The organism is Aureibaculum sp. 2308TA14-22, from assembly GCF_040538665.1.
Taxonomy (GTDB): Bacteria; Bacteroidota; Bacteroidia; order Flavobacteriales; family Flavobacteriaceae; genus Aureibaculum.
Window position 1 is genome coordinate 3,430,292 of sequence record NZ_JBEWXT010000001.1, and the last position, 22,898, is coordinate 3,453,189.

The window sequence follows — 22,898 nt, forward strand, 5'->3', positions numbered from 1 at the left end:
TAGGTTAGTTACTCATACATTTTTTTGTAATAATCTTTATAAGCACCTGAAGTAACATTATTTAACCACTCTTCATTTTCTAAATACCAATCAATAGTTTTAGACAAACCTTCTTCAAAAGTAACCGAAGGTTTCCACCCTAATTCTTTATTAAGTTTTGATGCATCAATAGCGTAGCGTTTATCGTGCCCAGCTCTATCTTTTACAAAAGTAATCAATTTTGCGGCAGTGCCTTCTGGTTGATTCAATTTTGTGTCCATTTGCTCACATAAAACCTTAATTAAGTTGAGGTTTGTCCACTCGTTAAACCCACCGATATTATAGGTGTCACCCAATTTACCTTTATGAAAAATTAAATCTATCGCTTTTGCATGATCTTCTACAAAAAGCCAATCTCTGATATAATTCCCATCTCCATAAACGGGCAAATTTTTACCTGTTTTAATATTGTGAATAAATAAAGGAATTAACTTCTCGGGAAATTGGTTTGCCCCATAATTATTAGAGCAATTGCTTATTACATAAGGTAGTTTGTAGGTGTTACCAAAAGATCTAACCACATGGTCTGAAGCCGCTTTTGATGCAGCATACGGTGATTGTGGATCATAAGGTGTAGTTTCTGTAAACAATCCTGTTTGTCCTAACGAACCGTAAACTTCATCCGTGGAAACGTGATAAAACAGCTTACCTTTAAAATTGTCTTTCCACAAATCGCGAAAAGCGTTTAACAAATTAGCCGTACCCAACACATTTGTTTCAATAAAATCGTTAGGATTTGTAATAGATCTATCCACATGACTTTCGGCCGCCAAGTGAATTACACTGTCAAACTTATGTTCTCTAAACAGATTATTAATAAAATCAATATCTTTAATATTGCCTTTAACAAAATTATAATTTGGGGCATCAGAAATATCGGCAATATTCTCTAAATTTCCAGCATAGGTTAGTGCATCTAAATTGAAGACGTGATAGTTAGGATAATTTTTTACAAATAATCGAACAACGTGTGCCCCAATAAAACCAGCACCACCTGTAATTAATATATTTTTCATATTCTTTACTTGTCATTATTCCTATGCAAAATAGGAATCTTTTTTATTTTACTTTAACGTTTGCTGCCATTTCCAAGCAGAAGCTAAGGCATCTTCCAAACTAAGTTCAGCTTTCCATTTTAGCTCGTTTTGAGCAAAGGTAGTATCGGCATAAGCTTCAGTAATATCACCTTCACGACGGTCAACAATTTTATATTTTAATTTTTGATTTGATACTTTTTCAAAAGCCTGAATAACTTCTAATACAGTACTTCCTTTACCTGTACCAATATTAAACACTTCAAAACTAGATTTATTATCTTCATTTAAGAGTCTTTTCATGGCTACAGTATGGGCTTTCGCCAAATCGACCACATGAATATAATCTCTAACAGCCGTGCCGTCTGGTGTGGGATAATCTCCGCCAAAAACAGAAAGTTCTTGTCTTATGCCAGCTGCGGTTTGGGTAACATAGGGAATTAAATTTTGTGGCACACCAATAGGCAATTCACCGATTTTAGCAGTTTCATGAGCACCAATAGGGTTAAAATAACGCAATGCAATAGCTTTTAAATCGGAAACTTTTGAACTATCCGAGATTATTTCTTCGCCAATTTGTTTGGTGTTTCCGTAGGGAGATTCGGCTGTTTTAAAAGGAGCACTTTCTGTAATCGGCATAACATCCGCTTGACCGTAAACAGTGCAAGAAGAACTGAAAATAAAGTTATTAACCTTGTGGACAGTCATTTCTTCCAATAAATAAATAAGTGTAGAAATATTATTGTGATAATACTTTAAAGGCTCTTCAACACTTTCCCCAACTGCTTTAGAAGCTGCAAAATGTATAACTCCTCTAATATTCTCATGTTTCGCAAAAAATTGTTGAATTGAGGCCTTGTCTTTCAAGTCTAACTTTTCAAACAAAGGTTTTTTTCCAGTTATTGAAGTTATTTTATCTAAAACCTCAATGGTAGTGTTAGAAAGGTCATCAATAATGACCACTTCAAAACCTTCATTTTGAAGTTCTACAACCGTGTGTGATCCTATATAACCTAAACCTCCTGTAACTAAAATTTTACTCATATTAACAATTATAATTCCACTATTTTTCTTCCAACAGACTCATAATGAAAACCGTTATGTTTCATTGCTTCCAAATCAAACATATTTCTGCCATCAAAAATTATAGGATTTTTTAAAAGGGTCTTCATTCTATTGAAACTTGGTTGTGTAAATTCACTCCACTCAGTACAAATTAACAAACACTCTGCATCTTCTAAAATGTCATAAGCGTTTTTACCATACTTGATTTTATCACCATAGATGCGTTTGATATTTGACATCGCTTCCGGATCATACGCTGTAATTTCAACATCTTGCAATAATAATTCGTTAATAACATCAATAGCAGGTGCTTCTCTTATGTCATCTGTATTGGGTTTAAATGCCAATCCCCATATGGCCATTTTTTTGCCCTTTAGATAGTTATTGAAATAACGGGATACTTTGGGTACTAAAGATTTTTTTTGTTTTACATTAATATCTAAAACTGATTTTAATATTTTAAAATCGTAATTAGCTTCATCACTCGATTTTACTAATGCATTTACATCTTTTGGAAAGCAAGAACCACCATAACCGATACCAGGATACAAAAAACGATTTCCAATTCTAGAATCTGAACCCATACCAATTCTAACCATGTCTACATCAGAACCTATGATTTCGCAAAGATTGGCAACTTCGTTCATAAATGTAATTTTAGTCGCTAAAAAACAATTGGAAGCATATTTGGTAAGTTCGGACGAACGCTCGTCCATAAAGATAATAGGACGTTTAGTATTGATAAATGGTTTGTAGAGTTTAGATAAAATTGATTTTGCTTTTTCACTTTTTGAACCGATAATAATTCGTTCTGGTTCCATAAAATCCTTTACGGCGTAGCCTTCACGTAAAAATTCTGGATTTGAAACCACATCAAATTCAACATTGGTATGACTAGAAATAATATCTTTTACTATATCTGAAGTACCTACTGGCACCGTACTTTTATTGATTATGATTTTATAATCTTTAATCATTTTACCCAAATCATGGGCTACAGCTTCTACATAAGACAAATCTGCAGAACCGTCTTCATCTTGTGGGGTAGGCAACGCCAAGAATATCACGGTAGAGTTTTGAATTGCTTCTTCTAAATTGGTTGTAAAATGCAATCTGTTCCCCGCTATGTTTTTATGAAAAAGTTCTTCCAAATTAGGCTCATAAATAGGAACCTTACCATTCTTCATGGTTCTTACTTTTTCTTCATTTATATCAACACAAGTGACATTATTACCCATATCTGAAAGGCAGGTTCCTGTTACCAAACCTACATAACCTGTACCTATTACTGTTAAATTCATGCTTATTTATTTATAAAATTCAATATTGTTCTAGTGATAAACTCTTGCTGTTCTTCTTCCAACTCAGTGTGCATCGGTAAAGAAATCACTGATTTTACCAACTGATTGGTTATGGGGAAATCCGATTCGTTATAGCGTTTATCAACATATGCTTTTTGACTGTGCAACGGAACGGGATAATAAATTGCACATGGTATGTTGTTGTCAATTAAATGTTTGTGCAGTGCATCTCTGTCAACATCAATTAGCCTCAATGTATATTGATGGAATACATGTGTGGTAAAACTACTTGTAATTGGGGTTATGATCTTATCGGATTTGGATAGGGCTTCATTATAATATTCAGCAGCTTTTCTTCTGGCGTTACAATAGGCATCTAAATGAGGAAGTTTTGCACTTAATACAACTGCTTGAAGACTATCCAATCTTGAATTCACACCAACCTCATCATGATAATAGCGTTTGTACATTCCGTGATTGACGATTCCTCGTAATTTATGTGCTAAACCATCATCATTAGTAAAAATTGCTCCACCATCTCCATAACAACCTAAATTTTTTGAAGGAAAAAAAGATGTTGTACCAACATTACCTATTGTTCCAGCTTTTTTTGATGTACCATTTGCAAAAGTATAATCTGCACCAATAGCTTGTGCATTGTCCTCAATAACATAAAGGTTGTGCTCCTTAGCAACCTCCAAAACAGCCTCCATATTAGCACATTGTCCAAATAAATGTACAGGTATAATAGCTTTAGTTTTTGGAGTAATAGCATTCTTCAATGCTTCAATATCTATATTAAACGTATCCGCTTCAACATCAACCAACACAGGTGTAAGTTTCAACAAGGCAATTACTTCAACGGTGGCTGCAAAAGTAAAGTCGGCCGTAATAACTTCGTCACCTTGCTCAAGTCCTAAACCCATCATGGCAATTTGCAAAGCATCGGTACCGTTGCCACACGGAATTACATGCTTAACGTCTAAATAATTTTCTAAGTCTTTTTGGAATTGTTTTACTTGAGGACCGTTGATAAAAGATGTGTTATCAATTACATTTTGAATGGATGAATCAATTTCACCTTTTATTTTTTGATATTGACTCTTTAAGTCAACCATTTGAATTGGTTTCATTTAATCTGGTTTTTTTACAATAAACGCACAAAATTACAAATTATTTAACGGCTAGTCATACAAATTCATATTTTAGCAAACTCTTTTGTATTTTCTATATAGCAGAGAGGTATATGTTGCAGTTTTTTTTGTTAAAATTATTGCGATTTTTAGTAAAGAAATGACTCTTTTTACTGAAGATTATTAGAGGTGTTTTTGCTAAATTAAGAGCTACTATTAATTTAGAAATTTAAGCCATTTGGCTTCATTTTATTTGCTTTAGTGAGTTTGAACAAGTAAGACAACTTATTGCAAAAGACCAAAAAACATATTTTGTAAAACTGAAAATTATGTCAATGAAAATGCGTAAATTCTTTCTAAGAATTCTAAAAGAAATGAATTTTTTACCACCAAAAAAATATGTTCATTACTTATATGAATATAAAACAGGTAAAAAACTAAATTTAAAGAATCCAATAGAGTTTAATGAAAAGATTCAATGGTATAAAGTTTTTTACCATCCTAAAATTTTGAATCAGTTAGTTGATAAATATGCTGTTAGAACTTATGTTGAAGATAAAATTGGATCACAATTTTTGAATGAGATTTATGGTGTTTATAATTCTGCTGATGAAGTTGATTTTGATGAACTTCCAAACCAATTTGTAATAAAAGCTGTTCATTCAAGTGGCGATAATTTAATTTGTGAAGATAAATCAAAACTCAATGTAAAAAAATGCCGTAAACTTTTTAAAAAATGGTTAAATAAAAATCAATATTATAGAACAGGTCAAGAATGGGCATATAAGGATGTAAAACCTAGATTGATGGCAGAGAAATTCATGAAGGATGGAGATAGAAGTTCTTTGTTGGATTACAAGTTTTATTGTTTTAACGGAAAAGCAAAGTTTGTTGAAATTCATTTAGATAGAGAGCTTAACCATAAAAGAGCTTTTTTTGACTTGGACTTTAAAAAATTACCATATAGATATGTGGCTGTTGAAGAAGTAATAACAGAAAAGATTGAAAAACCGAGTAATTTTGATGAAATGATTTTATTAGCTGAAGACCTCTCAAATAAACTTCCTTTTGTTAGGGTTGACTTTTATTCAATTCATGGGAAAACTATATTTGGTGAGATGACTTTTTACCCATCGGACGGGAGAAAAGATTTTTACCCTGATGAGTATAATAAAATTATTGGTGATATGTTTGTGTTGCCTGAAATACCTAAAGGTCAAAAATATATTACTGAAGTAATATAGGTTTATATAGTCTAGTTTTGAATATTCTTTAAGCAAACTATTAGTGGTAAATAATTTAAAAAATAACTTTCCAATTGATGCTGTCATTGCTTGGGTTGATGGAAATGATAAAGCTCATCAAGAGAAAATGTTACCTTTTGTTGAAAAAAGGCAATTAAATTTAAAAGAATTTAGAATAAGATTTAATCAAGTTGATGAGATAAAATTTACATTAGATTCAATACTAAAATTTGCACCATTTATTAGACATATATATATAGTAACAGATAATCAAACTCCATCATTTCTAAAATTTGAAAGTAATCAATCAAAATATTCAAATATTTCAATAGTAGATCATAAAATTATTTTTTCTGGAGTGGAAGAGTATTTGCCTACTTTTAATAGCAGATCGATAGAAACCCGTCTATATAAAATACCTGACTTATCAGAGTATTTTATTTATTTTAATGATGATATGTTTTTAATAAATCCAGTAACACCAACTGACTTTTTTATTGATGGTTTTCCTGTTTTAAGAGGAAAATGGAAGAAGCTTGATGAAGATAAAAAGTTTAAAACATTTAAGGAAAAGTATTTAAAGAAAACAAAGCAAGGTAATCACAGAAAGGCACAACAAAAAGGAGCTAAAATTGCAGGTTTTAAAAAATATTATAAATTTCATCACACTCCAAAACCACTTAGAAAATCAACCTTCGAAAGGTTTTTTGAATCTAACAAAGATATTGAAACTGAAAATATTAGATATAAATTTAGAAACTTACACCAATTTACACCTCAAGGCTTAGTTAATCATATAGAAATTAAGAATAAAACATGTGTATTAAGCGACAATCTTCAACTTATTTATATGAAGCCGTTTAGATATTTTTTATGGCAACTTAAATATAAGTTGAATAATTCTGATAATAAATTATTCTTATGTTTACAAAGTTTAGATCGGTGCAAACCGAAAAAATTAGAGTACATCTTAAACTGGCTTGCCGTTTTAGTTAAGAAATAATTTTAATTTGTAAATCAATAGAATTATTTAATAGTTTTTAAAACCATATTTTTGCCTAAAATCATTTTTTAACAATTAAACAATGGAAATAGATTTTGTAGTTTCATGGGTTGATATGGACGATCCTAAGTGGAAAGAAGAGTTTTATAAATATTCTGGGAAAATTGACAATACTGTTAATGAAATGTCAGAAGCTCGTTTTAGAGATTACGGGTTTTTAAAATACTGGTTTAGAGGTGTTGATAAATTTGCTCCTTGGGTTAGAAAAATTCACTTTGTTACTTGTGGTCAAAAACCAGAATGGCTTGATGATACCAACCCTAAAATAAATCTAGTTAATCATTCTGACTACATTCCAAACAAATATCTACCTATATTTAATTCCTCTTTAATTGAAATACATTTGCATCGTATTCCAGATCTTGCTGAGCATTTTGTTTATTTTAATGATGATTTTTATATTATAAATAAATTAAAACCTGAAAGATTTTTCACGAACGGATTGCCTAATGATATTGCTGCTTTTAGACACAATTTAGGACTTAGCCTTTGGAATAAGTGTTTAAAAAATAATATTAGGGTAATTAATAGTAAATTTAACAAAAAGGAAGTATTCAAAAGAGATGCCGAAAAATGGTATCATCCAAGTTATGGTAGTAGAGGTAGATTAGCTAAGTTGTTAAAATGGTATCCAAAATTTATTACACTTCGCACACCCCATAATGCACAACCTTATTTAAAAGAAACATTTAAAGAAGTTTGGGAGTATGCAGGTGATAAATTATGGGAGGTTTCTAAAAATAGGTTTAGAAATAAAAAAGATTTTACGCAAGAGTTATTCAGAACTTGGCAAATTTGTCAATCTAATTTCATGCCATATAACACTTATAAAGACACCAAAATGTTTCCTTTATTAATTAAATCTAAACAAGCTATTAAAGCTGTTAAAGATCAATCATATTCACTTGTGTGTTTAAATGATAACTCAAATGTGCGAAATTATGAACAGGTTATAAAAGAACTTGATAATTCATTTAAAACAATATTACCTGAAAAATCATCTTTTGAGTTATAAAATATAAATCTAAAGCAATAATTTTTTTTCAAATTCGGCTTTTGTAGGAATTGGAGATTATCAGTTGTCAATTGTAAAAACTGCATTTAAGGAGTTTGATTTAACCATTTTGGGCGTTGTAATATTTAAATTAATTATGAAGAATATACTTTTACGAGAAAAGTTAACATCCTATTTCAACGTAGTTTTTGAAGAAGAATTGATTGACGAAATAATCCGTGTAGGTATATATAAAAAAGTTAAGAAAAATGAACTATTGTTGGATTTAGGTGATAAATTCGATAAGATTCCACTTATTCTTTCTGGAGCCATAAAAATTAGTCGTGAAGATGATAATGGTGATGAAATTGTATTGTATTATTTAGAACATGGCGACACTTGCACCATTACATTTGGTAGTGGCTTGCATGGTGCAAAAAGCGAGGTACGAGGAGTAGCCGAAATGGATTCTGAAATTATTTTTATACCCGTTGCCAAGATGGACGAATGGTTGGCTAACTATAAATCATGGCGAACTTTTGTAATTGATAGCTACAATACACGTCTGTCTGAAATGATTGAAGCGATTGACACTCTAGCGTTTCTAAAAATGGACGAACGCTTGTTTAAGTATTTATCTGATAAGGTAAAGGTAATGGGAGATACTATTTTAAAGACTACACATCAAGAAATTGCACAAGATTTAAATACATCAAGAGTAGTAGTTTCAAGATTATTAAAACAACTTGAAAACGAACAAAAAATTAAACTTTTTAGGAATAGAATAGAAGTATTAGAGTATTAACTATGATAGATTATATTTTACAACCTTGGCAATGGTATGTTGCCGGCCCAGCAATTGCCTTAGTAATGCTGTTGCTGTTTTATTTTGGAAAAACCTTTGGAGTTTCCTCAAATTTAGAAAGTATATGCACCATAGCAGGTGCGGGCAAGTTCAATAGCTATTTTAAGTCTGATTGGACCAAAAACACTTGGAATCTCGTGTTTATTGTTGGAGCCATACTTGGTGGATTTATAACCTACCAATGGCTTTCTCCAAACGAAGTAATTGCTATAAACCCGCAAACAGTTCAAGATTTGTCAGAAATTGGATTTCAGAATGCGGGTCAAACCTATTTGCCACAAGAACTATTTTCGCTAGATTCAATCTTATCATTTAAAGGGATAGTTATTTTGCTACTTGGCGGATTTCTAGTCGGTTTCGGGGCACGATACGCTGGCGGTTGTACGTCAGGCCATGCCATTGTGGGTTTGAGCAATTTAGAAATTCCGTCGTTAATAGCGGTAATCGGATTTTTTATTGGCGGTTTGGTAATGACATGGTTATTAATTCCTTTAATTTTTTAAAAAATGAAACGCCCGTTAACAATTTTTAAATCAACTAAAATGATAAATATGGGCATTCCATATGACCCATTAAAATCAATATAAAAGAGCATATGAAATTTGTAAAGTTTTTTATAGTTGGCATTCTGTTCGGTATTGTACTTAGCAAGGCCGAAGTTATTTCGTGGTACAGAATTTACGAAATGTTTAAATTTCAATCTTTTCACATGTATGGCATTATCGGCTCTGCCGTAATTATCGGCATAGTACTTGTGCAATTGTTTAAAAAAGGGACAATCAAAAACAAAGACGGAGTGGAAATTATCATTCCCCCTAAAAAGAATGCTTTTAAGGCCAATTTGTTCGGTGGTATTATCTTCGGATTAGGCTGGGCATTGGTAGGTGCTTGTCCAGGGCCCATGTTTATTTTATTGGGTAGAGGTGCTGTGGCAATTGCCATTGTGATTTTAGGAGCTCTGTTGGGTGCTTTTGTGTATCACGGTGTTAAGAACAAATTACCCAATTAAGCCCGTATTTCTTTTGTATCTTTACCGTTAGCTTAAAATATTAAAACATGTTAACCGATACTTTTGGCAGACAAATTACCTATTTACGATTGGCGGTAACCGATCGTTGTAACCTGCGTTGCCAATACTGTATGCCCGCACATGGTATTGATATTGTTGATAGAAAAGAGCTGCTTACTTTTAAAGAAATGTATCGTATCACAAGAGTATTGAGTGAGCTGGGCGTCAATAAAGTCCGCCTTACAGGTGGCGAACCTTTTGTCCGAAAAGATTTTGTGAAATTTTTAGAAATGCTTTCTTTTAATGATTTATTAGAAGAAGTAAACATTACTACAAACGGTGTGTTGATTGCGAGTCACATTAAGGAACTAGAAGCTTTAAAAGTCAAAACCATAAACCTGAGTATTGATAGCTTAGACAAAGAAAATTTTGCCAAAATTACTAGGCGTGATGTCTTTGAAGATGTTTTTAAAACCTTGGAAGCTTTAGAAGATAGTTCCCTAAAATTAAAACTGAATTGCGTGGTACAATCAGGTGTTAATACGCATGAAATTATAGACTTTATCGAGTTGAGCAAAAATAAAAATATTGCGATACGCTTTATCGAGGAAATGCCTTTTAACGGAACTGGGCAAAGAACAACCCAAGAAGTTTGGAACTATAACAAAATTCTAGACAAGATTAAATCAAATTATAAAGAGATTATTCCTGTAAAATCGGGTAAATCCTCAACATCGCAGAATTTTAAAGTGCCAGATTATTCAGGTACATTTGGTATAATTCCCGCCTTTACCAGAACTATTTGTGGCGATTGTAATCGCATTAGAATTACCTCAACGGGAATGTTTAAAAATTGCTTGTTCGATAACGGTGTATTTAACGTTCGAGATTTTATACGACAAGGAGCAAGTAATGACGATCTAAAACAACTTTTTTTAAAAATTGTAAAAGAAAAACCAGAAAACGGTTTTGTTGCGGAAGCAAATCGTAAAAAAGATGTTTCTGAAAGCATGTCAACTATTGGAGGGTAGAATCTATGATAACATCAGAAAAGGCATTAGAAATAATACTATCCCAAACCCAAGATTTTGGCATTGAAGAAGTCCCATTTTTGGAATCTTTAGATCGTGTTTTAAAAGAGGATATTGTTGCCGATAGGGATTTTCCGCCGTTCGACCGTGTGAGTATGGACGGAATTGCCATCAATTTTGAGACTTTTGATAAAGGTCAGAATGAATTTTCAATTGAAAATGTCCAAGCCGCTGGAGCGGAACAGTTAACACTAAATAACTCTCAAAACTGTCTTGAAGTGATGACCGGAGCAGTGTTGCCAAAAAATACTGATACGGTAATTCCCTACGAATTGACAGAAATCCGGAGCGGAAAGGTGACTATAGTTACAGAAAAGGTAAAACAAGGTCAAAACGTGCATCCCCAAGGCTTTGATCGTAAACAAAACGACGTTTTGGTTAAAAAAAATACGGTAATTTCATCCGCTGAAATAGGTGTGTTGGCAACGGTTGGCAAAGCAACTGTAAAAGTGACCAAAAACCCTTCGGTAATCATTATTTCCACGGGCGATGAGCTAGTTGAAGTGGATTCAGAACCTTTAAATCACCAAATCAGGAAAAGCAATGTTTATACCTTGGTTGCATTGTTGCAGCAATTAAAAATTGAAGCAAAAACGGCTCATGTCGATGATAATAAAACCATTTTAAAACAGAAAATAGCAGATTTTTTAAAAGAATATGATGTGCTTATGTTCAGCGGAGCGGTAAGCAAAGGTAAATTCGATTTTTTACCTGAAATATTGGAAGAGCTAGGTGTTAAAAAACATTTCCATAAAGTAAAACAACGCCCAGGAAGACCCTTTTGGTTCGGGGTCAAAGACCCTTTTAGCATGAGTGATTCGGGTGAGGAAACTGGCATGTCAAATAAAACAACAATATTCGCTTTTCCCGGAAATCCTGTTTCCACGTTTGTGGGCTGTTTAAACTATTTTAATCCGTGGTTTCAAAAATCTATTGGAATTTCTCATAAGAATGAGCATAAGGCCATCCTGTCAGAAGATTTTATTTTTAAACCAGAATTAACCTATTTTTTACAAGTGAGCCTTAAAAATGAAAATGGAAAACTAATCGCCACACCAAAAAAAGGCAAAGGTTCAGGAGATTTGGCTAATTTAGCGGATGCAGATGGTTTTTTAGAATTGCCCGCTGATATAACCGAGTTTAAAAAAGGAGGAGTTTTTCCTTTGATTGGGTATAGAAAAAAATAGTAAGCACCTGACCTGACAGGTTTTTTTTAACCTGTAAGGTCTTTTTAGAGGAAATCTTAAAATGAAGATTATCGAGTTATATTTTATATGTTTTTCAAAACTATATGTAAAATTCTCAAATCAAAAGAACGATTGGTTTTATTTACCGCTGTTGATTATAAGTTTTATCATAAACATGAATATACTTACAATCTTATTGTTGTTCTGGGATACAAACCCATTATATCATATTGCCCTAGTTTTTATTTTTTTCTTCGTTTTAATATATTTTTTTAGTAAAAAAAGATACATTGACAAGGAATATGTAAGACAATTTAAACTGAAGAAGAACGTCTTATTATATCTGATAATTGGTTTATTGTTGGATTTTATAGTCATTTTTAAGATTTTGAATTACGCCCGAGAAACAAATATTTAGAAAAAATGAAAAAGCAATTCTCACATATCAATAAAAAAAACCAACCTAAAATGGTAAACGTTGGTGATAAATCCGTTACCAAACGTAAGGCTATCGCCAAAGCAATTATGTTTTTAGGTAAGGAGATAGTTTCCCATTTTAACACTAACGATATTACTACTAAAAAAGGACCAGTTTTTCAAACGGCTATTGTCGCCGGAATACAAGCGGTTAAAAAGACATCGGATTTAATACCGATGTGCCACCCGTTGGCTATAAATGGGGTAGATATTAATATTGAAATCACTGATGATGAGCATGCCCAAGTTTTATGTTCGGTAGAAGTAGATGGCAAGACAGGAGTTGAAATGGAGGCTTTAACAGGAGCTTCTGTTACGGCTTTGACTATTTACGATATGTGTAAAAGTATTTCCCAAGAAATGATTATTAAGGAAGTAAAGTTGTTGGAGAAAACAGGCGGAAAGTCAGATTTTAAAAGTTGAGAAAATGGAAACTAAACACCAAAAACATACAAAATTAAAAAGGCGTGAAAACGAGAATTTTGCTCCTAATGAAATAGCCATTTTAGGCACAAAATGCTCAATTATTGCTGATTTTGTTCAAAAAATGAGCAAAAAACTCGAAAAAAGAGCGAGAATTGGCTATTTAGACGCTTCGCATAGTGATTCGGTTTTTCAACCGGATTACGATAGTTTTGTAACTCATCATTCGGGAATTTTAAATACAACGGTGAGGACGGATTTAAACGAATACAACGAGCGGATCCGTTTTTCTCAATACGATCTGGTTTTTATCAATGGTAATCATTTTCAAGGTGAAAAACAGATTTTGATTTTGGACAATGAGAAAGAAGCATCGCTCAAAAAACGCTTAGACCAATTAACTCGAATTCAATTTGTCATCAAACTAAATGACGATTCAAAGTATTTCGATTTTTTAATTGAGAAATTCCCGCATATAAAGAATATTAAATGTTACTCAATAAATGATGAAGATGCTATTTCGAGGCATCTCAATAATTTAATACAAGAAAAAATCGCTCCCGTTCAAGGATTGGTGCTTGCGGGCGGTAAAAGCACCCGAATGGGCAAAGACAAAACGGAATTGGAATACCACGGCAAACCACAACGCGACTATGCTATTCAATTACTTGAAAAGAATTTGTTGAACACCTATGTTTCCGTTGCTGAAAGTCAGGAGGATGATTTTAAAACGATTTCTGACAAATTTGTAAATTTAGGAGCGTTCGGAGCCATTTGTTCGGCCTTTCAGCACAATCCTAACAAGGCGTGGTTAGTATTGGCAACAGATTTACCTTTTGTAAATGACGATATTATCCAGTTGTTGTTAAAAAACAGAAATCCCAAGAAAATAGCCACAGCAATAAAAGGAAAAGGCAAGGCTTTTGTAGAACCTTTAATTACTATTTACGAGCCAAAGGCATATCCCATTTTATTAAGTTATTTGGCACAGGGCTATTCTTGTCCGCGTAAAGTATTGATTAATTCAGAGGTTGAAATTGTTGAGGTTAATGATGATTTAATACGAAATATCAATACGCCCGAAGAATATCAACAAGCCATAAAGGAAATTAATGGCTAAGGTATTACACATATTAAATGGTGATAGCACGGCTGAAATTTTAAAAAAAACTTCAATTGAAGGTGATATTGTTGTCTGGCGGGAAATGCTTTGCGAAGGCCCGGTTTGTAATGAAGTTGGGAGTGATGAATTTTGGTTGCAACGATATGACTATTTTGAAAATGAATTAGGAGTTGACAAATTAGAATACTACGACAAAACCATAAAAGAAATTATTAAGTTAGAAGAAGTGTCTAACTATGATGAAGTTGTGCTATGGTATGAATATGACTTGTTTTGTCAGATAAATTTAATGGCATTATGTACCTATTTACTGCAGCATTACAGCAAATCGGTAACCTATTATTTAGTTTGTACAGGTAAACAAAAGGACAAACAACAATTACAGACCTTAGGGGATTACAGTCCTGATTTGTATCCCAAATTATTGGAAGACAAGATAAAATTAAGTCGGAATAACCTTGTGTTCGCCAAGCAATGTTGGGAAATGTACGTCGAAAACAATCCTGAAAAGTTAAAAAGTTTTGATTTTGCCCAACAGCCCAAATTCGCTTATTTTAAAATAGCTATCGATCAACATTTAAAACGTTTTCCAAAAGCAAACGGACTGAACCAAATCCAACAAAAATTATTGGAACTAATTGATCCTGGAAATTTTACAAAAAACCAAATCATCAGAGAACTATTGCTGTGGCAAAGAAACGAAACTGTTTATGGTTTTGGCGATTTACAATATGCCCTATATTTGGATAAATTGAAAGATTATTATTCGATTAATGGCGAAATTTACCAGTTGAACGAGAAAGGTAAAAAGATAGTTGATTTTTAGTGAAATTATGAAATTAACGTCATGCTGTACTCGTTTCAGCATCTCATTACCTCAACAGTAAAAACATCCTAACGTGTAATTTTTTTAAAGTTAAATGACAGAAATATTATGCTAAATTGCTAGCTATTAAAAATACAAATGAAACCATCACCAAAACAGCTCTTCCTCCGTCAAACCACTTTACCAGAAGTAGGCAAAAGCGGACAACAAAAACTACAACAAACCACTGTGTTGATTGTAGGTTGTGGCGGTTTAGGAAATACAGTTGCTACTTCCTTAGCTGGAAGTGGAATTGGCACTATCCATTTGGTGGATTTTGATGTCGTCGATGTCTCCAATTTGCATCGGCAATTGTTTTTTACACCTGACGATATTGGTAAACCAAAAGTCTTCATTTTAGGGAAATACTTAACCAAAATTGCCCCTTTTACGCAAGTTATTGAACATAATTTGGTCATTACCAAAGAGAATGTATTTGATCTAATTACCAAAGTTGATTATGTGCTGGATTGCACTGACAGTTTACCCACAAAATATTTATTGAGCGACGCTTGCGTATTGAGAAATAAGCCATTTATCTACGGTTCGCTCTATAAATACGACGGTTATGTGGCAAGTTTTAATATTCCGCAGGACGATGGAAGCACAACGGCCAATTTACGAGATGCTTTTCCCGAAATATCCAAAGATGCCATACCAAATTGCTCTGAGATAGGTACGCTCAATACTATTGTAGGAATTATTGGGCTAATGCAGGCCAACGAAGTGCTAAAGTTGGTGTGCGGTATTGGCAAACCGCTTATTAACCAACTGCTCATTTACAATAGTTTAGAGAATTCGCGATTTAAAATGAAGTTAAAAATGACTGATACTTGTCATTCAGAGCGTATACGAAGAATCTCACAACTATTTGAAAACGAAACTTATTTTGATGCCAATTGTGAACTGCAAGATAAAAGCTTGCTGATTTCTGCAAAAACCTTACGTAAAAAACTATCGCACGGTGAGGCATCTTTGGGGCTAACCATTATTTCTGTCATTGAAGATCTTGACATAAAATTACCGTTTAGTGTTCATAAAAAAATACCTTTGTCGCGGTTAAAAGTAGAAGAGCTCAATTTGCAAGAGAACAAAGAATATGTTATCGTATGTATGAGAGGTATTTCTAGCTATATTGCCACTCAAAAAATTAAAGAAACGTCTCCGAAAATTAACGTTTTAAGCTTAACAAACGGCATAAGTAATTACTAAATGCAACAACCACTAGAATTTTACAAGTCTGAAAAGGCAAAATACGAACTAGAACTCAAGTCATTAAAAAACAAGTTAGCTACATCTAGCACCATTAGATTGCTTCTTTTCGTAGCAATAGCATTGGGAGTTTATTTCTTTTTTGGGAACTTTAAACTCGTAGCGGGAATTGTAATGTTGGGAATCGCTATGTTTTTATATTTGGTGCTAAGACATGGGCACCTGCAATATAAACGTGACTTTGTGAAGCAACTAATTTCCATTAACACCACTGAAATTGAAGTGCTTTATGGCAATTATCTCGATTTGGATGAAGGTTTAACTTATGAAAACCCCAAACATTTTTACAGTTACGATATTGATCTTTTTGGAAAAGGGTCGTTCTTTCAATACGTCAACCGAACGGTAACCAAAGAAGGCGAAAAGGAGTTTGCAAACCAATTGACACTAAATGCTATTGATGTCATTGAGCAAAAGCAAAATGGTATTAAAGAATTAGCAAAAATGCCCAAATGGCGACAAGAATTTTCGGCCATTGCCAGTTTGGTCAATGTGCAACATCCGGCAAAGCATATCATAAAATGGATTCACAATTATCAATCGGTTTTGCCAAAATTTATGGCAGTTTTACCAAGAATATTTTCTGTTATTTCATTGATTTTAATGGTTTTAACAAGTTTGGAGGTGATTACCTATCACCTTTTACTACTTTGGTTTTTTATTGGATTGGGCGTAGCTGGAGCCTATCTAAAAAAAGTAAATGCTATTTATGAAGATGCGGGAAAAGCAAAGGATACGTTTAAACAGTATCACAAACTGTTAGATAAGATCGAAACCACCACTTTTTCATCAGAAATATTGATTGCACAACAAAATGCCATCAAAACCGAAAGTGAAAAAGCCTCTGTTATTTTTAAGAAATTCTCAAAAATATTAGATGCTCTGGACCAACGTAATAATATGATAATGGCGGTAGTGGGTAACGGGTTTCTGTTGTGGGATGTATACCAAGCTTTTAAAATTGAAAACTGGATAACTACTTACAAAGACAAGGTTGAAAATTGGTTTAAAGTCATTGCTTTTTTTGACGCCCAGAACAGTCTAGCTAATTTTGCTTTTAATCATCAAAATTATGTGTATCCTAAATTAAATGTAGAGAAAAACGTAATTCATGCAGAGCAACTGGGGCATCCATTATTGAAAACTACTAATCGTGTGGATAACGATTTTACTATTGAAAATCAGCAATTTTTTATTATTACCGGAGCGAATATGGCCGGTAAAAGTACTTTTTTACGTACCGTTTCTTTGGCAATTGTCATGGCAAATATAGGATTACCTGTTTGTGCCAAGTCATTTACATATTCTCCGATAAAATTAATTACCAGTATGCGGACATCCGATTCATTGGCCGATGATGAATCCTACTTCTTTTCGGAATTAAAACGTTTAAAGTTCATTGTAGAAGAAATAAAAAACGACAATTATTTTATTATTCTCGATGAAATTTTAAAGGGTACTAACAGCACCGATAAAGCCATTGGCTCTAAAAAGTTTGTGCAGAAATTAGTTGCTTCTAATTCCACCGGAATTATCGCCACACATGACCTTAGTCTTTGCGAAATAGAAAAAGAACTCACTGCTATCAAAAACTACTACTTTGATGCCGAAATTATCAACGACGAGCTTCATTTTGATTACCAACTCAAAACAGGGGTCTGTAAAAATATGAACGCGTCGTTTCTGTTAAAGAAGATGGAGATAGTTTAAAGTTAGATGTGAGGTCTGAAAACGTTGAATTATTCTTTAAACGAATAAAACAACACTTTTTCGTTCTTTTTTAGAATAGCATCCAGTTGATCTAAAAAGTCAATGGTTACAGTTGGGCAGCCCCAACTTGTGGCTATTGGTTTTGGATAGGTTTCTTTTTCAGGCATTTCTTTCCAGCCATGTAAAACCACAATTCTTTTTCTCATATTGCTGTTGGTTTCTTCAAGTCCATCTATCCAATATTTGTAGTTTTTACCCCAACGGCTATATGCCCTTTTGCCCATTACTGCCATTCCTAATGAAGAACAATGGCTTTCACTTACATTGCTAAAAACCGTAGGAATTGCTTTGGTGTTTTTTCCTTTTCCGCTACCATGACAGACCAATGCTTTTTTGATAATGCTGTCCTTTTTTAAATCGACCACAAAAAGCCTGTTTTTACCGCTGTGCAAGCCGTAATTAATCATTATTGCAAATTTTTGGTTGTAATCGCCTTTCTTGGCAAAGCTTTTAATATGTTCAATTTCTTTTGCGTAATCCAATTCTTTAGGTTCAGTATTTACTGTTTCTTCAACCAAATTCTGTTTTAGGTTAATTAAACCTTGTTTTTCTTTTTTGCAAGAGCAAAAAGATAGGATTAGTACTAAAATTGTAAACTTGTTAATCATATTTGTTAGTTGTAATAATACCCCTCAAAGGGATAATTCCAACGATTATTCACATTTGGATAATGATTTTACGCATTCCAATTTACGCATAGCAACGTTCCCTTCCCTTAGGGAAGGGCTAGGGATGGGCTTTTTTCTTACGGATGTGCGTTTACCCAAACCTCGCCATCCACAAAATGTTCTTTTTTCCAAATAGGTACGGTTTCTTTTAACGTATCAATGGCAAATTGACAAGCTGCAAACGCTGCTTTTCTATGTGCTGCCGAAATTGCAATAATTACCGGAATAGCACCAATTTTCAATTCGCCTTCTGCATGGTGAATGGCAATTCTTAAAATGTCAAAATTCGCTAGAGCGGTGTCAGCTATTTTTTGCATTTCCTTTATAGCCATGGGTTTGTAAGTGGAAAAATCTAACAAGGTAACTTCCTTATCTTGAGTTTGGTTTCTAACAGTGCCGACAAATAATGCAATTCCACCACAAGAAGGATCCTGAACAAAATCATAACACGCTTGGATGTTGAGTTTATCAGCCGTTATTTTAATGGAACTATTAGACATTTATTTTGTTTGAATTACTACAAATTTAATGAATCAAAGCGTATTTTTGCATTCAAATTTTAAACACATGAAAACCACCTTTAGAGTTGTATCCATATTAGAAGGGTTATCGTATTTAATATTACTATTTATTGCTGTGCCCATAAAGTATTTGGGCAATGACGAATCTTGGGTAAAAATGTTCGGTATGCCACATGGTTTGTTGTTTGTGGCTTATATTGTATTGGCTTATCTTATAAAATCCGAAATGAAATGGGGCACCAAAACCTTTTTAATAGTATTGGTAGCCTCAGTAATTCCGTTTGGAACATTTTATATTGATAGGAAATACTTGAGAAGCCCATCCTAAATCCTTCCCGGAGGGAAGGATTTTCATTTTGACAGAAAATTACGCGTAGCCATATTCCCTTCCCTTTGGGAAGAGCTAGGGTTGGGTTTCTATCCTCCACTAACTGGTGGAATTAAAGCCACAACATCATTTTCTTTTAGTTGATGATTGTCATCAACATATGCTTCATTTACTGCAATAGAAAAGCTTTTGTAAGCTGCTAGTTTAGGGTATTCCTCAAGTAAAAAAGCTCTAAAATTTACTATTGTTGTATTTTCTAGGGTTTGTAATTGCATCGAACTTTTTCCAATAACATCTTTAACAATCCCAAAAAGCAATAGTTCTATTTGCATATCGTTTTATTTAATTACATTACTTTTGTTAAAAGTAAAGATAATAAATATCTTGAGTAAAATCTTTCCAATATTAGACTGGCTTCCCAATTATAAAACATCTTTTTTAAGAGGAGATATTTTTGCTGGGTTAACTATTGGTATTATTTTGATTCCACAAGGTATTGCTTACGCCATAATTGCTGGTTTGCCACCTATTTATGGTTTGTACACAGCGTTAATTCCACAATTAATCTATACTGTTTTTGGTACATCAAGGCAACTTTCGACAGGACCAACGGCGTTAGACTCCTTAATAATAGCTTCGGGTGTATCAACATTAGCCGTTTTGGGATCGGATAATTATGTAACCATTGTTTTGCTCTTAACATTAATGGTGGGTTGTGTGCAATTTATTGTAGGGACATTTAGATTAGGTTTTATCGTTAATTTTATATCAAGGCCAGTCTTAACAGGTTTTGTAACCGCAGCTGCATTAATAATTGCCTTAAGTCAGTTTAAAGATTTATTGGGCTTGGATGTTTCACGTAGTAATCACATTCAAACTATCGTTTCAAATCTTTTTGAAAAAATAAACGAAATAAATTTTAATACTTTAATAGTAGGCTTAGTTTCCATTCTAATAATTTATGGATTAAGAGCAATTCACAAAAAAATACCAGGTCATTTATTAATTGTTATTATTGGCATTTTAATAATGAAATGGTTTGGTAATTATTTTACAGATGTAGAAATTGTAAAGGAAATCCCGAAAGGGTTTCCGCCATTTGCTATTCATGATTTTGACATTACATTAATTCAAAAATTAATGCCTATTGCGTTAACGTTGGCCTTTACTGGATTTTTACAAGGAATATCAATAGCTAAGGCCTTGGACGAAGATGCTATTGAATCTAGCTTAAAGCCTAATAAAGAACTAATTGCATTAGGTCTAGGAAATGTTGTAGGTTCTTTTTTTGGGTCATATACATTTACAGGAAGTTTTTCAAGATCTGCCATTAACAAAGAAGCTGGTGCCAATACTGCTATGGCTAATATAGTAGCAGCATTGTTTATCCTAGTAACCATTTTGTTTTTAACTCCCGTTTTTTATTATTTACCAAAAACAGTTTTAGCTGCAATAATAATCACAGCTGTGTTAGGGATGATAAAAATAAAAGACATCAAATTTTTATGGAAAACCAATAAGAAAGATTTTATAATGATGTTGGTTACTTTAATTATTACACTTACTATTGGTATAAAAGAGGGAATTATGGTCGGTGTAATGGTTTCCATTTTTGCAGTAATTTTTGAAACTTCAAGACCTCATATGGCGGTTTTAGGCAAAGTACCTAACACCACGCATTTTTATAGAAATAAAGAGCGTTTTAATGATGTAGAAATACATAACGAATTTCTAATTATCAGGTTCGATTCACAATTGTATTTTGCCAATACCAACTATTTTAAAGAAAAACTAGATGAATTTGTATTGGAAAAAGGTGATGATTTAAAATTAATTATTATTGATGCCGAGGTAATTAATAATATTGATAGTAGTGGTATTGCTGCACTAAATGACCTTTTAAGAAAGTATAATGGTAGAGGTATTAAAATATACTTTACCAGTATTAAAGGGCCCGTACGAGACGCCTTTACCAAAAGTGGATTGGTGAACAGAATTGGTGCAGAAAATTGTTTTATGAGCATTCAAGAAGCGGTCGATTGTTATCTTAATAAAGATAATACAGAACGGCAAAGAAAATATACCCAATATATAGATCAAGCAAATAAATAAAATACACTTTTTTAAACCCCTGACGTAATCTGTCAAAATCACCACTACATTTGCACTATGTTTAACCAAACTTGTTACTATAACAAGCTATAAAAATTTACAATTATGAAAAGTGCAGTTAGTTGGTTTGAAATTCCAGTAACGGATTTTAACAGAGCAAAAAAGTTTTACACTACAGTATTGGGTATTGGAATTAAAGACCACCCAATGCCAGACCCTACAATGGAATATGGTGTGTTTGACTACAAACCTGAAGAAGATGGAATTAGTGGAGCCATTTTTAAGGGCGAAGGGCAACATCCATCAATGGACGGTACAACCGTGTATTTGAATGGAGGCAATGATTTAAACCTTCCATTAAGTAGAGTGGAACGTGCTGGTGGTAAAGTTTTAATGCCCAAAACGGATATCGGCGAAAATGGCTTCTTTGCTTTATTGGCGGATACTGAAGGCAATAAAGTAGCATTGCACTCTATGTCTTAATTAAAAAAGACACAAGCCTTATAGAATCAAGAGTCAAGACAAAAAGCTTTAAAAAATAAAGTCTTGGTTCTTGATTCTAACCGTCCTGATTTTTGCCTCTTTTCTTTTACTACCTTTGCAAAGCATGCAACAACTATCACGACTAATAGCTATATTAACGCTGTTAAAATCAAAGCGAATTTTAACCGCAACTGAACTTTCTAAAAAGTTTGAAGTTAGTGTTAGAACCATTTATAGAGATATTAGAAAATTGGAAGTTGCGGGAGTTCCTATTATAACTTTAGAAGGTCGGGGATATAGTTTAATGGATGGTTATGTTGTTGCACCCGTTCAGTTTACCGAAAAACAAGCCAATGCGTTAATCACGGCTCAACATATTGTAAACAAGTCTAACGATGCTTCTTTTGTAAATGATTTTGAAGAAGCCATGACTAAAATAAAGTCGGTATTTAGAACCTCTATCCAGCAAAAAAGCGAATTGCTACACAGTAAAATTCACGTTTTTAACTTTAAACAGGAAAAGGTGCCCAGCAATGCCCTTTCCGAATTGCAATTGGCAATAACCAATTTTAATTTAACTGAAATTAATTATCGCAAAGCTGATCAAATAGATACTACTTTTAGGGTTATTGAACCTTGTGCTATCTTTGCTACGGATAACAAATGGATCTTAATTGCTTGGTGTCATTTAAGAAAAGATTACAGGGCTTTTAGAGTAGATCGTATTCAGCATTTTAAGATACTACCGACGCAATTTGAAGATAGAAAATTTGATTTGCAAACTTTTTATAAGTCAAGACCTTATAATCCTTAACCCAGATTATGCATTGG

The 22,898-nt window shown here is 33.1% G+C and carries 24 protein-coding genes; 17 read left to right on the top strand and 7 right to left on the bottom strand.

Annotated elements, in window-relative coordinates; all coding sequences use genetic code 11:
* Positions 1-8 precede the first annotated feature (8 nt).
* Genes rfbB through U5A88_RS15305 form a run of 4 tightly spaced genes read right to left on the bottom strand, consistent with a single transcriptional unit; the run spans position 9 to position 4,572 of the window.
* On the bottom strand, positions 9-1,055 hold the full coding sequence (gene rfbB, locus U5A88_RS15290; protein WP_354207894.1) for a dTDP-glucose 4,6-dehydratase: 1,047 nt from the start codon (positions 1,053-1,055) through the stop codon (positions 9-11).
* A 48-nt stretch (positions 1,056-1,103) separates the two neighbouring features.
* Entirely contained in the window at positions 1,104-2,117 is a 1,014-nt protein-coding gene (gene galE, locus U5A88_RS15295) for a UDP-glucose 4-epimerase GalE (RefSeq protein ID WP_354207896.1), read from the bottom strand.
* A gap of 8 nt (positions 2,118-2,125) precedes the next feature.
* The gene (locus U5A88_RS15300; RefSeq protein ID WP_354207898.1) at positions 2,126-3,439 is read right to left on the bottom strand and encodes a UDP-glucose dehydrogenase family protein; all 1,314 of its coding nucleotides are present in this window, start codon (positions 3,437-3,439) and stop codon (positions 2,126-2,128) included.
* Between the two features lie 2 nt (positions 3,440-3,441).
* Complete coding sequence (locus U5A88_RS15305) at positions 3,442-4,572, bottom strand: DegT/DnrJ/EryC1/StrS family aminotransferase (RefSeq protein ID WP_354207900.1); 1,131 nt, start codon at positions 4,570-4,572, stop codon at positions 3,442-3,444.
* Between the two features lie 335 nt (positions 4,573-4,907).
* Here U5A88_RS15305 and U5A88_RS15310 point away from each other — a divergent pair, with 335 nt between their 5' ends.
* From U5A88_RS15310 to U5A88_RS15370, 13 genes are all read left to right on the top strand, one after another.
* On the top strand, positions 4,908-5,816 hold the full coding sequence (locus tag U5A88_RS15310; RefSeq protein WP_354207902.1) for an ATP-grasp fold amidoligase family protein: 909 nt from the start codon (positions 4,908-4,910) through the stop codon (positions 5,814-5,816).
* A gap of 43 nt (positions 5,817-5,859) precedes the next feature.
* Positions 5,860-6,819, top strand: a complete 960-nt coding sequence (locus U5A88_RS15315) for a stealth family protein (protein ID WP_354207904.1) — start codon at positions 5,860-5,862, stop codon at positions 6,817-6,819.
* Positions 6,820-6,901: 82 nt separating this feature from the next.
* Positions 6,902-7,894 carry a Stealth CR1 domain-containing protein gene (locus tag U5A88_RS15320; RefSeq protein ID WP_354207906.1) on the top strand — a complete coding sequence of 331 codons (993 nt, stop codon included), beginning with the start codon at positions 6,902-6,904 and terminating at the stop codon, positions 7,892-7,894.
* Positions 7,895-8,030: 136 nt separating this feature from the next.
* A complete protein-coding gene (locus U5A88_RS15325) occupies positions 8,031-8,678 on the top strand; it encodes a Crp/Fnr family transcriptional regulator (protein ID WP_354207908.1) in 648 nt (215 codons plus the stop codon).
* Between the two features lie 5 nt (positions 8,679-8,683).
* Positions 8,684-9,241, top strand: a complete 558-nt coding sequence (locus U5A88_RS15330; protein ID WP_354208201.1) for a YeeE/YedE family protein — start codon at positions 8,684-8,686, stop codon at positions 9,239-9,241.
* Positions 9,242-9,333: 92 nt separating this feature from the next.
* Complete coding sequence (locus U5A88_RS15335; protein WP_354207909.1) at positions 9,334-9,747, top strand: DUF6691 family protein; 414 nt, start codon at positions 9,334-9,336, stop codon at positions 9,745-9,747.
* Between the two features lie 47 nt (positions 9,748-9,794).
* Positions 9,795-10,778 (top strand): GTP 3',8-cyclase MoaA, encoded by a 984-nt coding sequence (moaA, locus tag U5A88_RS15340; protein WP_354207911.1) that lies wholly within the window; start codon positions 9,795-9,797, stop codon positions 10,776-10,778.
* 5 nt (positions 10,779-10,783) lie between these two features.
* On the top strand, positions 10,784-12,025 hold the full coding sequence (locus tag U5A88_RS15345; protein ID WP_354207913.1) for a molybdopterin molybdotransferase MoeA: 1,242 nt from the start codon (positions 10,784-10,786) through the stop codon (positions 12,023-12,025).
* A 423-nt stretch (positions 12,026-12,448) separates the two neighbouring features.
* Complete coding sequence (gene moaC, locus U5A88_RS15350; RefSeq protein ID WP_354207915.1) at positions 12,449-12,925, top strand: cyclic pyranopterin monophosphate synthase MoaC; 477 nt, start codon at positions 12,449-12,451, stop codon at positions 12,923-12,925.
* Between the two features lie 4 nt (positions 12,926-12,929).
* The gene (locus U5A88_RS15355; protein WP_354207917.1) at positions 12,930-14,045 is read left to right on the top strand and encodes an NTP transferase domain-containing protein; all 1,116 of its coding nucleotides are present in this window, start codon (positions 12,930-12,932) and stop codon (positions 14,043-14,045) included.
* Entirely contained in the window at positions 14,038-14,874 is an 837-nt protein-coding gene (locus tag U5A88_RS15360) for a DUF1835 domain-containing protein (RefSeq protein WP_354207918.1), read from the top strand. The genes U5A88_RS15355 and U5A88_RS15360 overlap by 8 nt, the downstream gene beginning before the upstream one ends.
* A 138-nt stretch (positions 14,875-15,012) precedes the next feature.
* A complete protein-coding gene (locus tag U5A88_RS15365) occupies positions 15,013-16,125 on the top strand; it encodes a HesA/MoeB/ThiF family protein (protein ID WP_354207920.1) in 1,113 nt (370 codons plus the stop codon).
* Positions 16,126-17,895, top strand: a complete 1,770-nt coding sequence (locus U5A88_RS15370) for a MutS-related protein (RefSeq protein ID WP_354207922.1) — start codon at positions 16,126-16,128, stop codon at positions 17,893-17,895. It begins immediately after the preceding gene.
* Positions 17,896-17,924: 29 nt separating this feature from the next.
* On the opposite strand, the gene U5A88_RS15375 is transcribed toward U5A88_RS15370, so the two are convergent.
* Together U5A88_RS15375 and U5A88_RS15380 are read right to left on the bottom strand one after the other, a co-directional pair.
* Positions 17,925-18,563, bottom strand: coding sequence for a murein L,D-transpeptidase catalytic domain-containing protein (locus tag U5A88_RS15375; RefSeq protein ID WP_354207924.1), 639 nt, complete (start codon positions 18,561-18,563; stop codon positions 17,925-17,927).
* Between the two features lie 137 nt (positions 18,564-18,700).
* A complete protein-coding gene (locus U5A88_RS15380; protein WP_354207927.1) occupies positions 18,701-19,123 on the bottom strand; it encodes a molybdenum cofactor biosynthesis protein MoaE in 423 nt (140 codons plus the stop codon).
* 67 nt (positions 19,124-19,190) lie between these two features.
* Here U5A88_RS15380 and U5A88_RS15385 point away from each other — a divergent pair, with 67 nt between their 5' ends.
* Positions 19,191-19,472, top strand: a complete 282-nt coding sequence (locus U5A88_RS15385) for a DUF3817 domain-containing protein (RefSeq protein ID WP_354207929.1) — start codon at positions 19,191-19,193, stop codon at positions 19,470-19,472.
* An 89-nt stretch (positions 19,473-19,561) separates the two neighbouring features.
* Here the strand turns inward: U5A88_RS15385 and U5A88_RS15390 are convergent, their stop codons facing one another.
* Entirely contained in the window at positions 19,562-19,804 is a 243-nt protein-coding gene (locus U5A88_RS15390) for a MoaD/ThiS family protein (protein WP_354207931.1), read from the bottom strand.
* Between the two features lie 52 nt (positions 19,805-19,856).
* On the opposite strand from U5A88_RS15390, the gene U5A88_RS15395 reads away from it, so the two are divergent.
* From U5A88_RS15395 to U5A88_RS15405, 3 genes are all read left to right on the top strand, one after another.
* Positions 19,857-21,584: a SulP family inorganic anion transporter gene (locus U5A88_RS15395; RefSeq protein ID WP_354207932.1), complete on the top strand. Its 1,728-nt coding sequence runs from the start codon at positions 19,857-19,859 to the stop codon at positions 21,582-21,584.
* Between the two features lie 105 nt (positions 21,585-21,689).
* The gene (locus U5A88_RS15400) at positions 21,690-22,067 is read left to right on the top strand and encodes a VOC family protein (RefSeq protein WP_354207934.1); all 378 of its coding nucleotides are present in this window, start codon (positions 21,690-21,692) and stop codon (positions 22,065-22,067) included.
* 124 nt (positions 22,068-22,191) lie between these two features.
* On the top strand, positions 22,192-22,881 hold the full coding sequence (locus U5A88_RS15405; protein WP_354207936.1) for a helix-turn-helix transcriptional regulator: 690 nt from the start codon (positions 22,192-22,194) through the stop codon (positions 22,879-22,881).
* Positions 22,882-22,898: the final 17 nt, after the last annotated feature.

Bases quoted from the DNA above. Each gene is read 5' to 3' on its own strand.
- rfbB (WP_354207894.1), bottom strand. From the start codon at position 1,055: ATGAAAAATATATTAATTACAGGTGGTGCTGGTTTTATTGGGGCACAC.
- galE (WP_354207896.1), bottom strand. From the start codon at position 2,117: ATGAGTAAAATTTTAGTTACAGGAGGTTTAGGTTATATAGGATCACAC.
- U5A88_RS15300 (WP_354207898.1), bottom strand. From the start codon at position 3,439: ATGAATTTAACAGTAATAGGTACAGGTTATGTAGGTTTGGTAACAGGA.
- U5A88_RS15305 (WP_354207900.1), bottom strand. From the start codon at position 4,572: ATGAAACCAATTCAAATGGTTGACTTAAAGAGTCAATATCAAAAAATA.
- U5A88_RS15310 (WP_354207902.1), top strand. From the start codon at position 4,908: ATGAAAATGCGTAAATTCTTTCTAAGAATTCTAAAAGAAATGAATTTT.
- U5A88_RS15320 (WP_354207906.1), top strand. From the start codon at position 6,902: ATGGAAATAGATTTTGTAGTTTCATGGGTTGATATGGACGATCCTAAG.
- U5A88_RS15325 (WP_354207908.1), top strand. From the start codon at position 8,031: ATGAAGAATATACTTTTACGAGAAAAGTTAACATCCTATTTCAACGTA.
- U5A88_RS15335 (WP_354207909.1), top strand. From the start codon at position 9,334: ATGAAATTTGTAAAGTTTTTTATAGTTGGCATTCTGTTCGGTATTGTA.
- moaA (WP_354207911.1), top strand. From the start codon at position 9,795: ATGTTAACCGATACTTTTGGCAGACAAATTACCTATTTACGATTGGCG.
- U5A88_RS15345 (WP_354207913.1), top strand. From the start codon at position 10,784: ATGATAACATCAGAAAAGGCATTAGAAATAATACTATCCCAAACCCAA.
- moaC (WP_354207915.1), top strand. From the start codon at position 12,449: ATGAAAAAGCAATTCTCACATATCAATAAAAAAAACCAACCTAAAATG.
- U5A88_RS15355 (WP_354207917.1), top strand. From the start codon at position 12,930: ATGGAAACTAAACACCAAAAACATACAAAATTAAAAAGGCGTGAAAAC.
- U5A88_RS15360 (WP_354207918.1), top strand. From the start codon at position 14,038: ATGGCTAAGGTATTACACATATTAAATGGTGATAGCACGGCTGAAATT.
- U5A88_RS15365 (WP_354207920.1), top strand. From the start codon at position 15,013: ATGAAACCATCACCAAAACAGCTCTTCCTCCGTCAAACCACTTTACCA.
- U5A88_RS15370 (WP_354207922.1), top strand. From the start codon at position 16,126: ATGCAACAACCACTAGAATTTTACAAGTCTGAAAAGGCAAAATACGAA.
- U5A88_RS15375 (WP_354207924.1), bottom strand. From the start codon at position 18,563: ATGATTAACAAGTTTACAATTTTAGTACTAATCCTATCTTTTTGCTCT.
- U5A88_RS15380 (WP_354207927.1), bottom strand. From the start codon at position 19,123: ATGTCTAATAGTTCCATTAAAATAACGGCTGATAAACTCAACATCCAA.
- U5A88_RS15385 (WP_354207929.1), top strand. From the start codon at position 19,191: ATGAAAACCACCTTTAGAGTTGTATCCATATTAGAAGGGTTATCGTAT.
- U5A88_RS15390 (WP_354207931.1), bottom strand. From the start codon at position 19,804: ATGCAAATAGAACTATTGCTTTTTGGGATTGTTAAAGATGTTATTGGA.
- U5A88_RS15400 (WP_354207934.1), top strand. From the start codon at position 21,690: ATGAAAAGTGCAGTTAGTTGGTTTGAAATTCCAGTAACGGATTTTAAC.
- U5A88_RS15405 (WP_354207936.1), top strand. From the start codon at position 22,192: ATGCAACAACTATCACGACTAATAGCTATATTAACGCTGTTAAAATCA.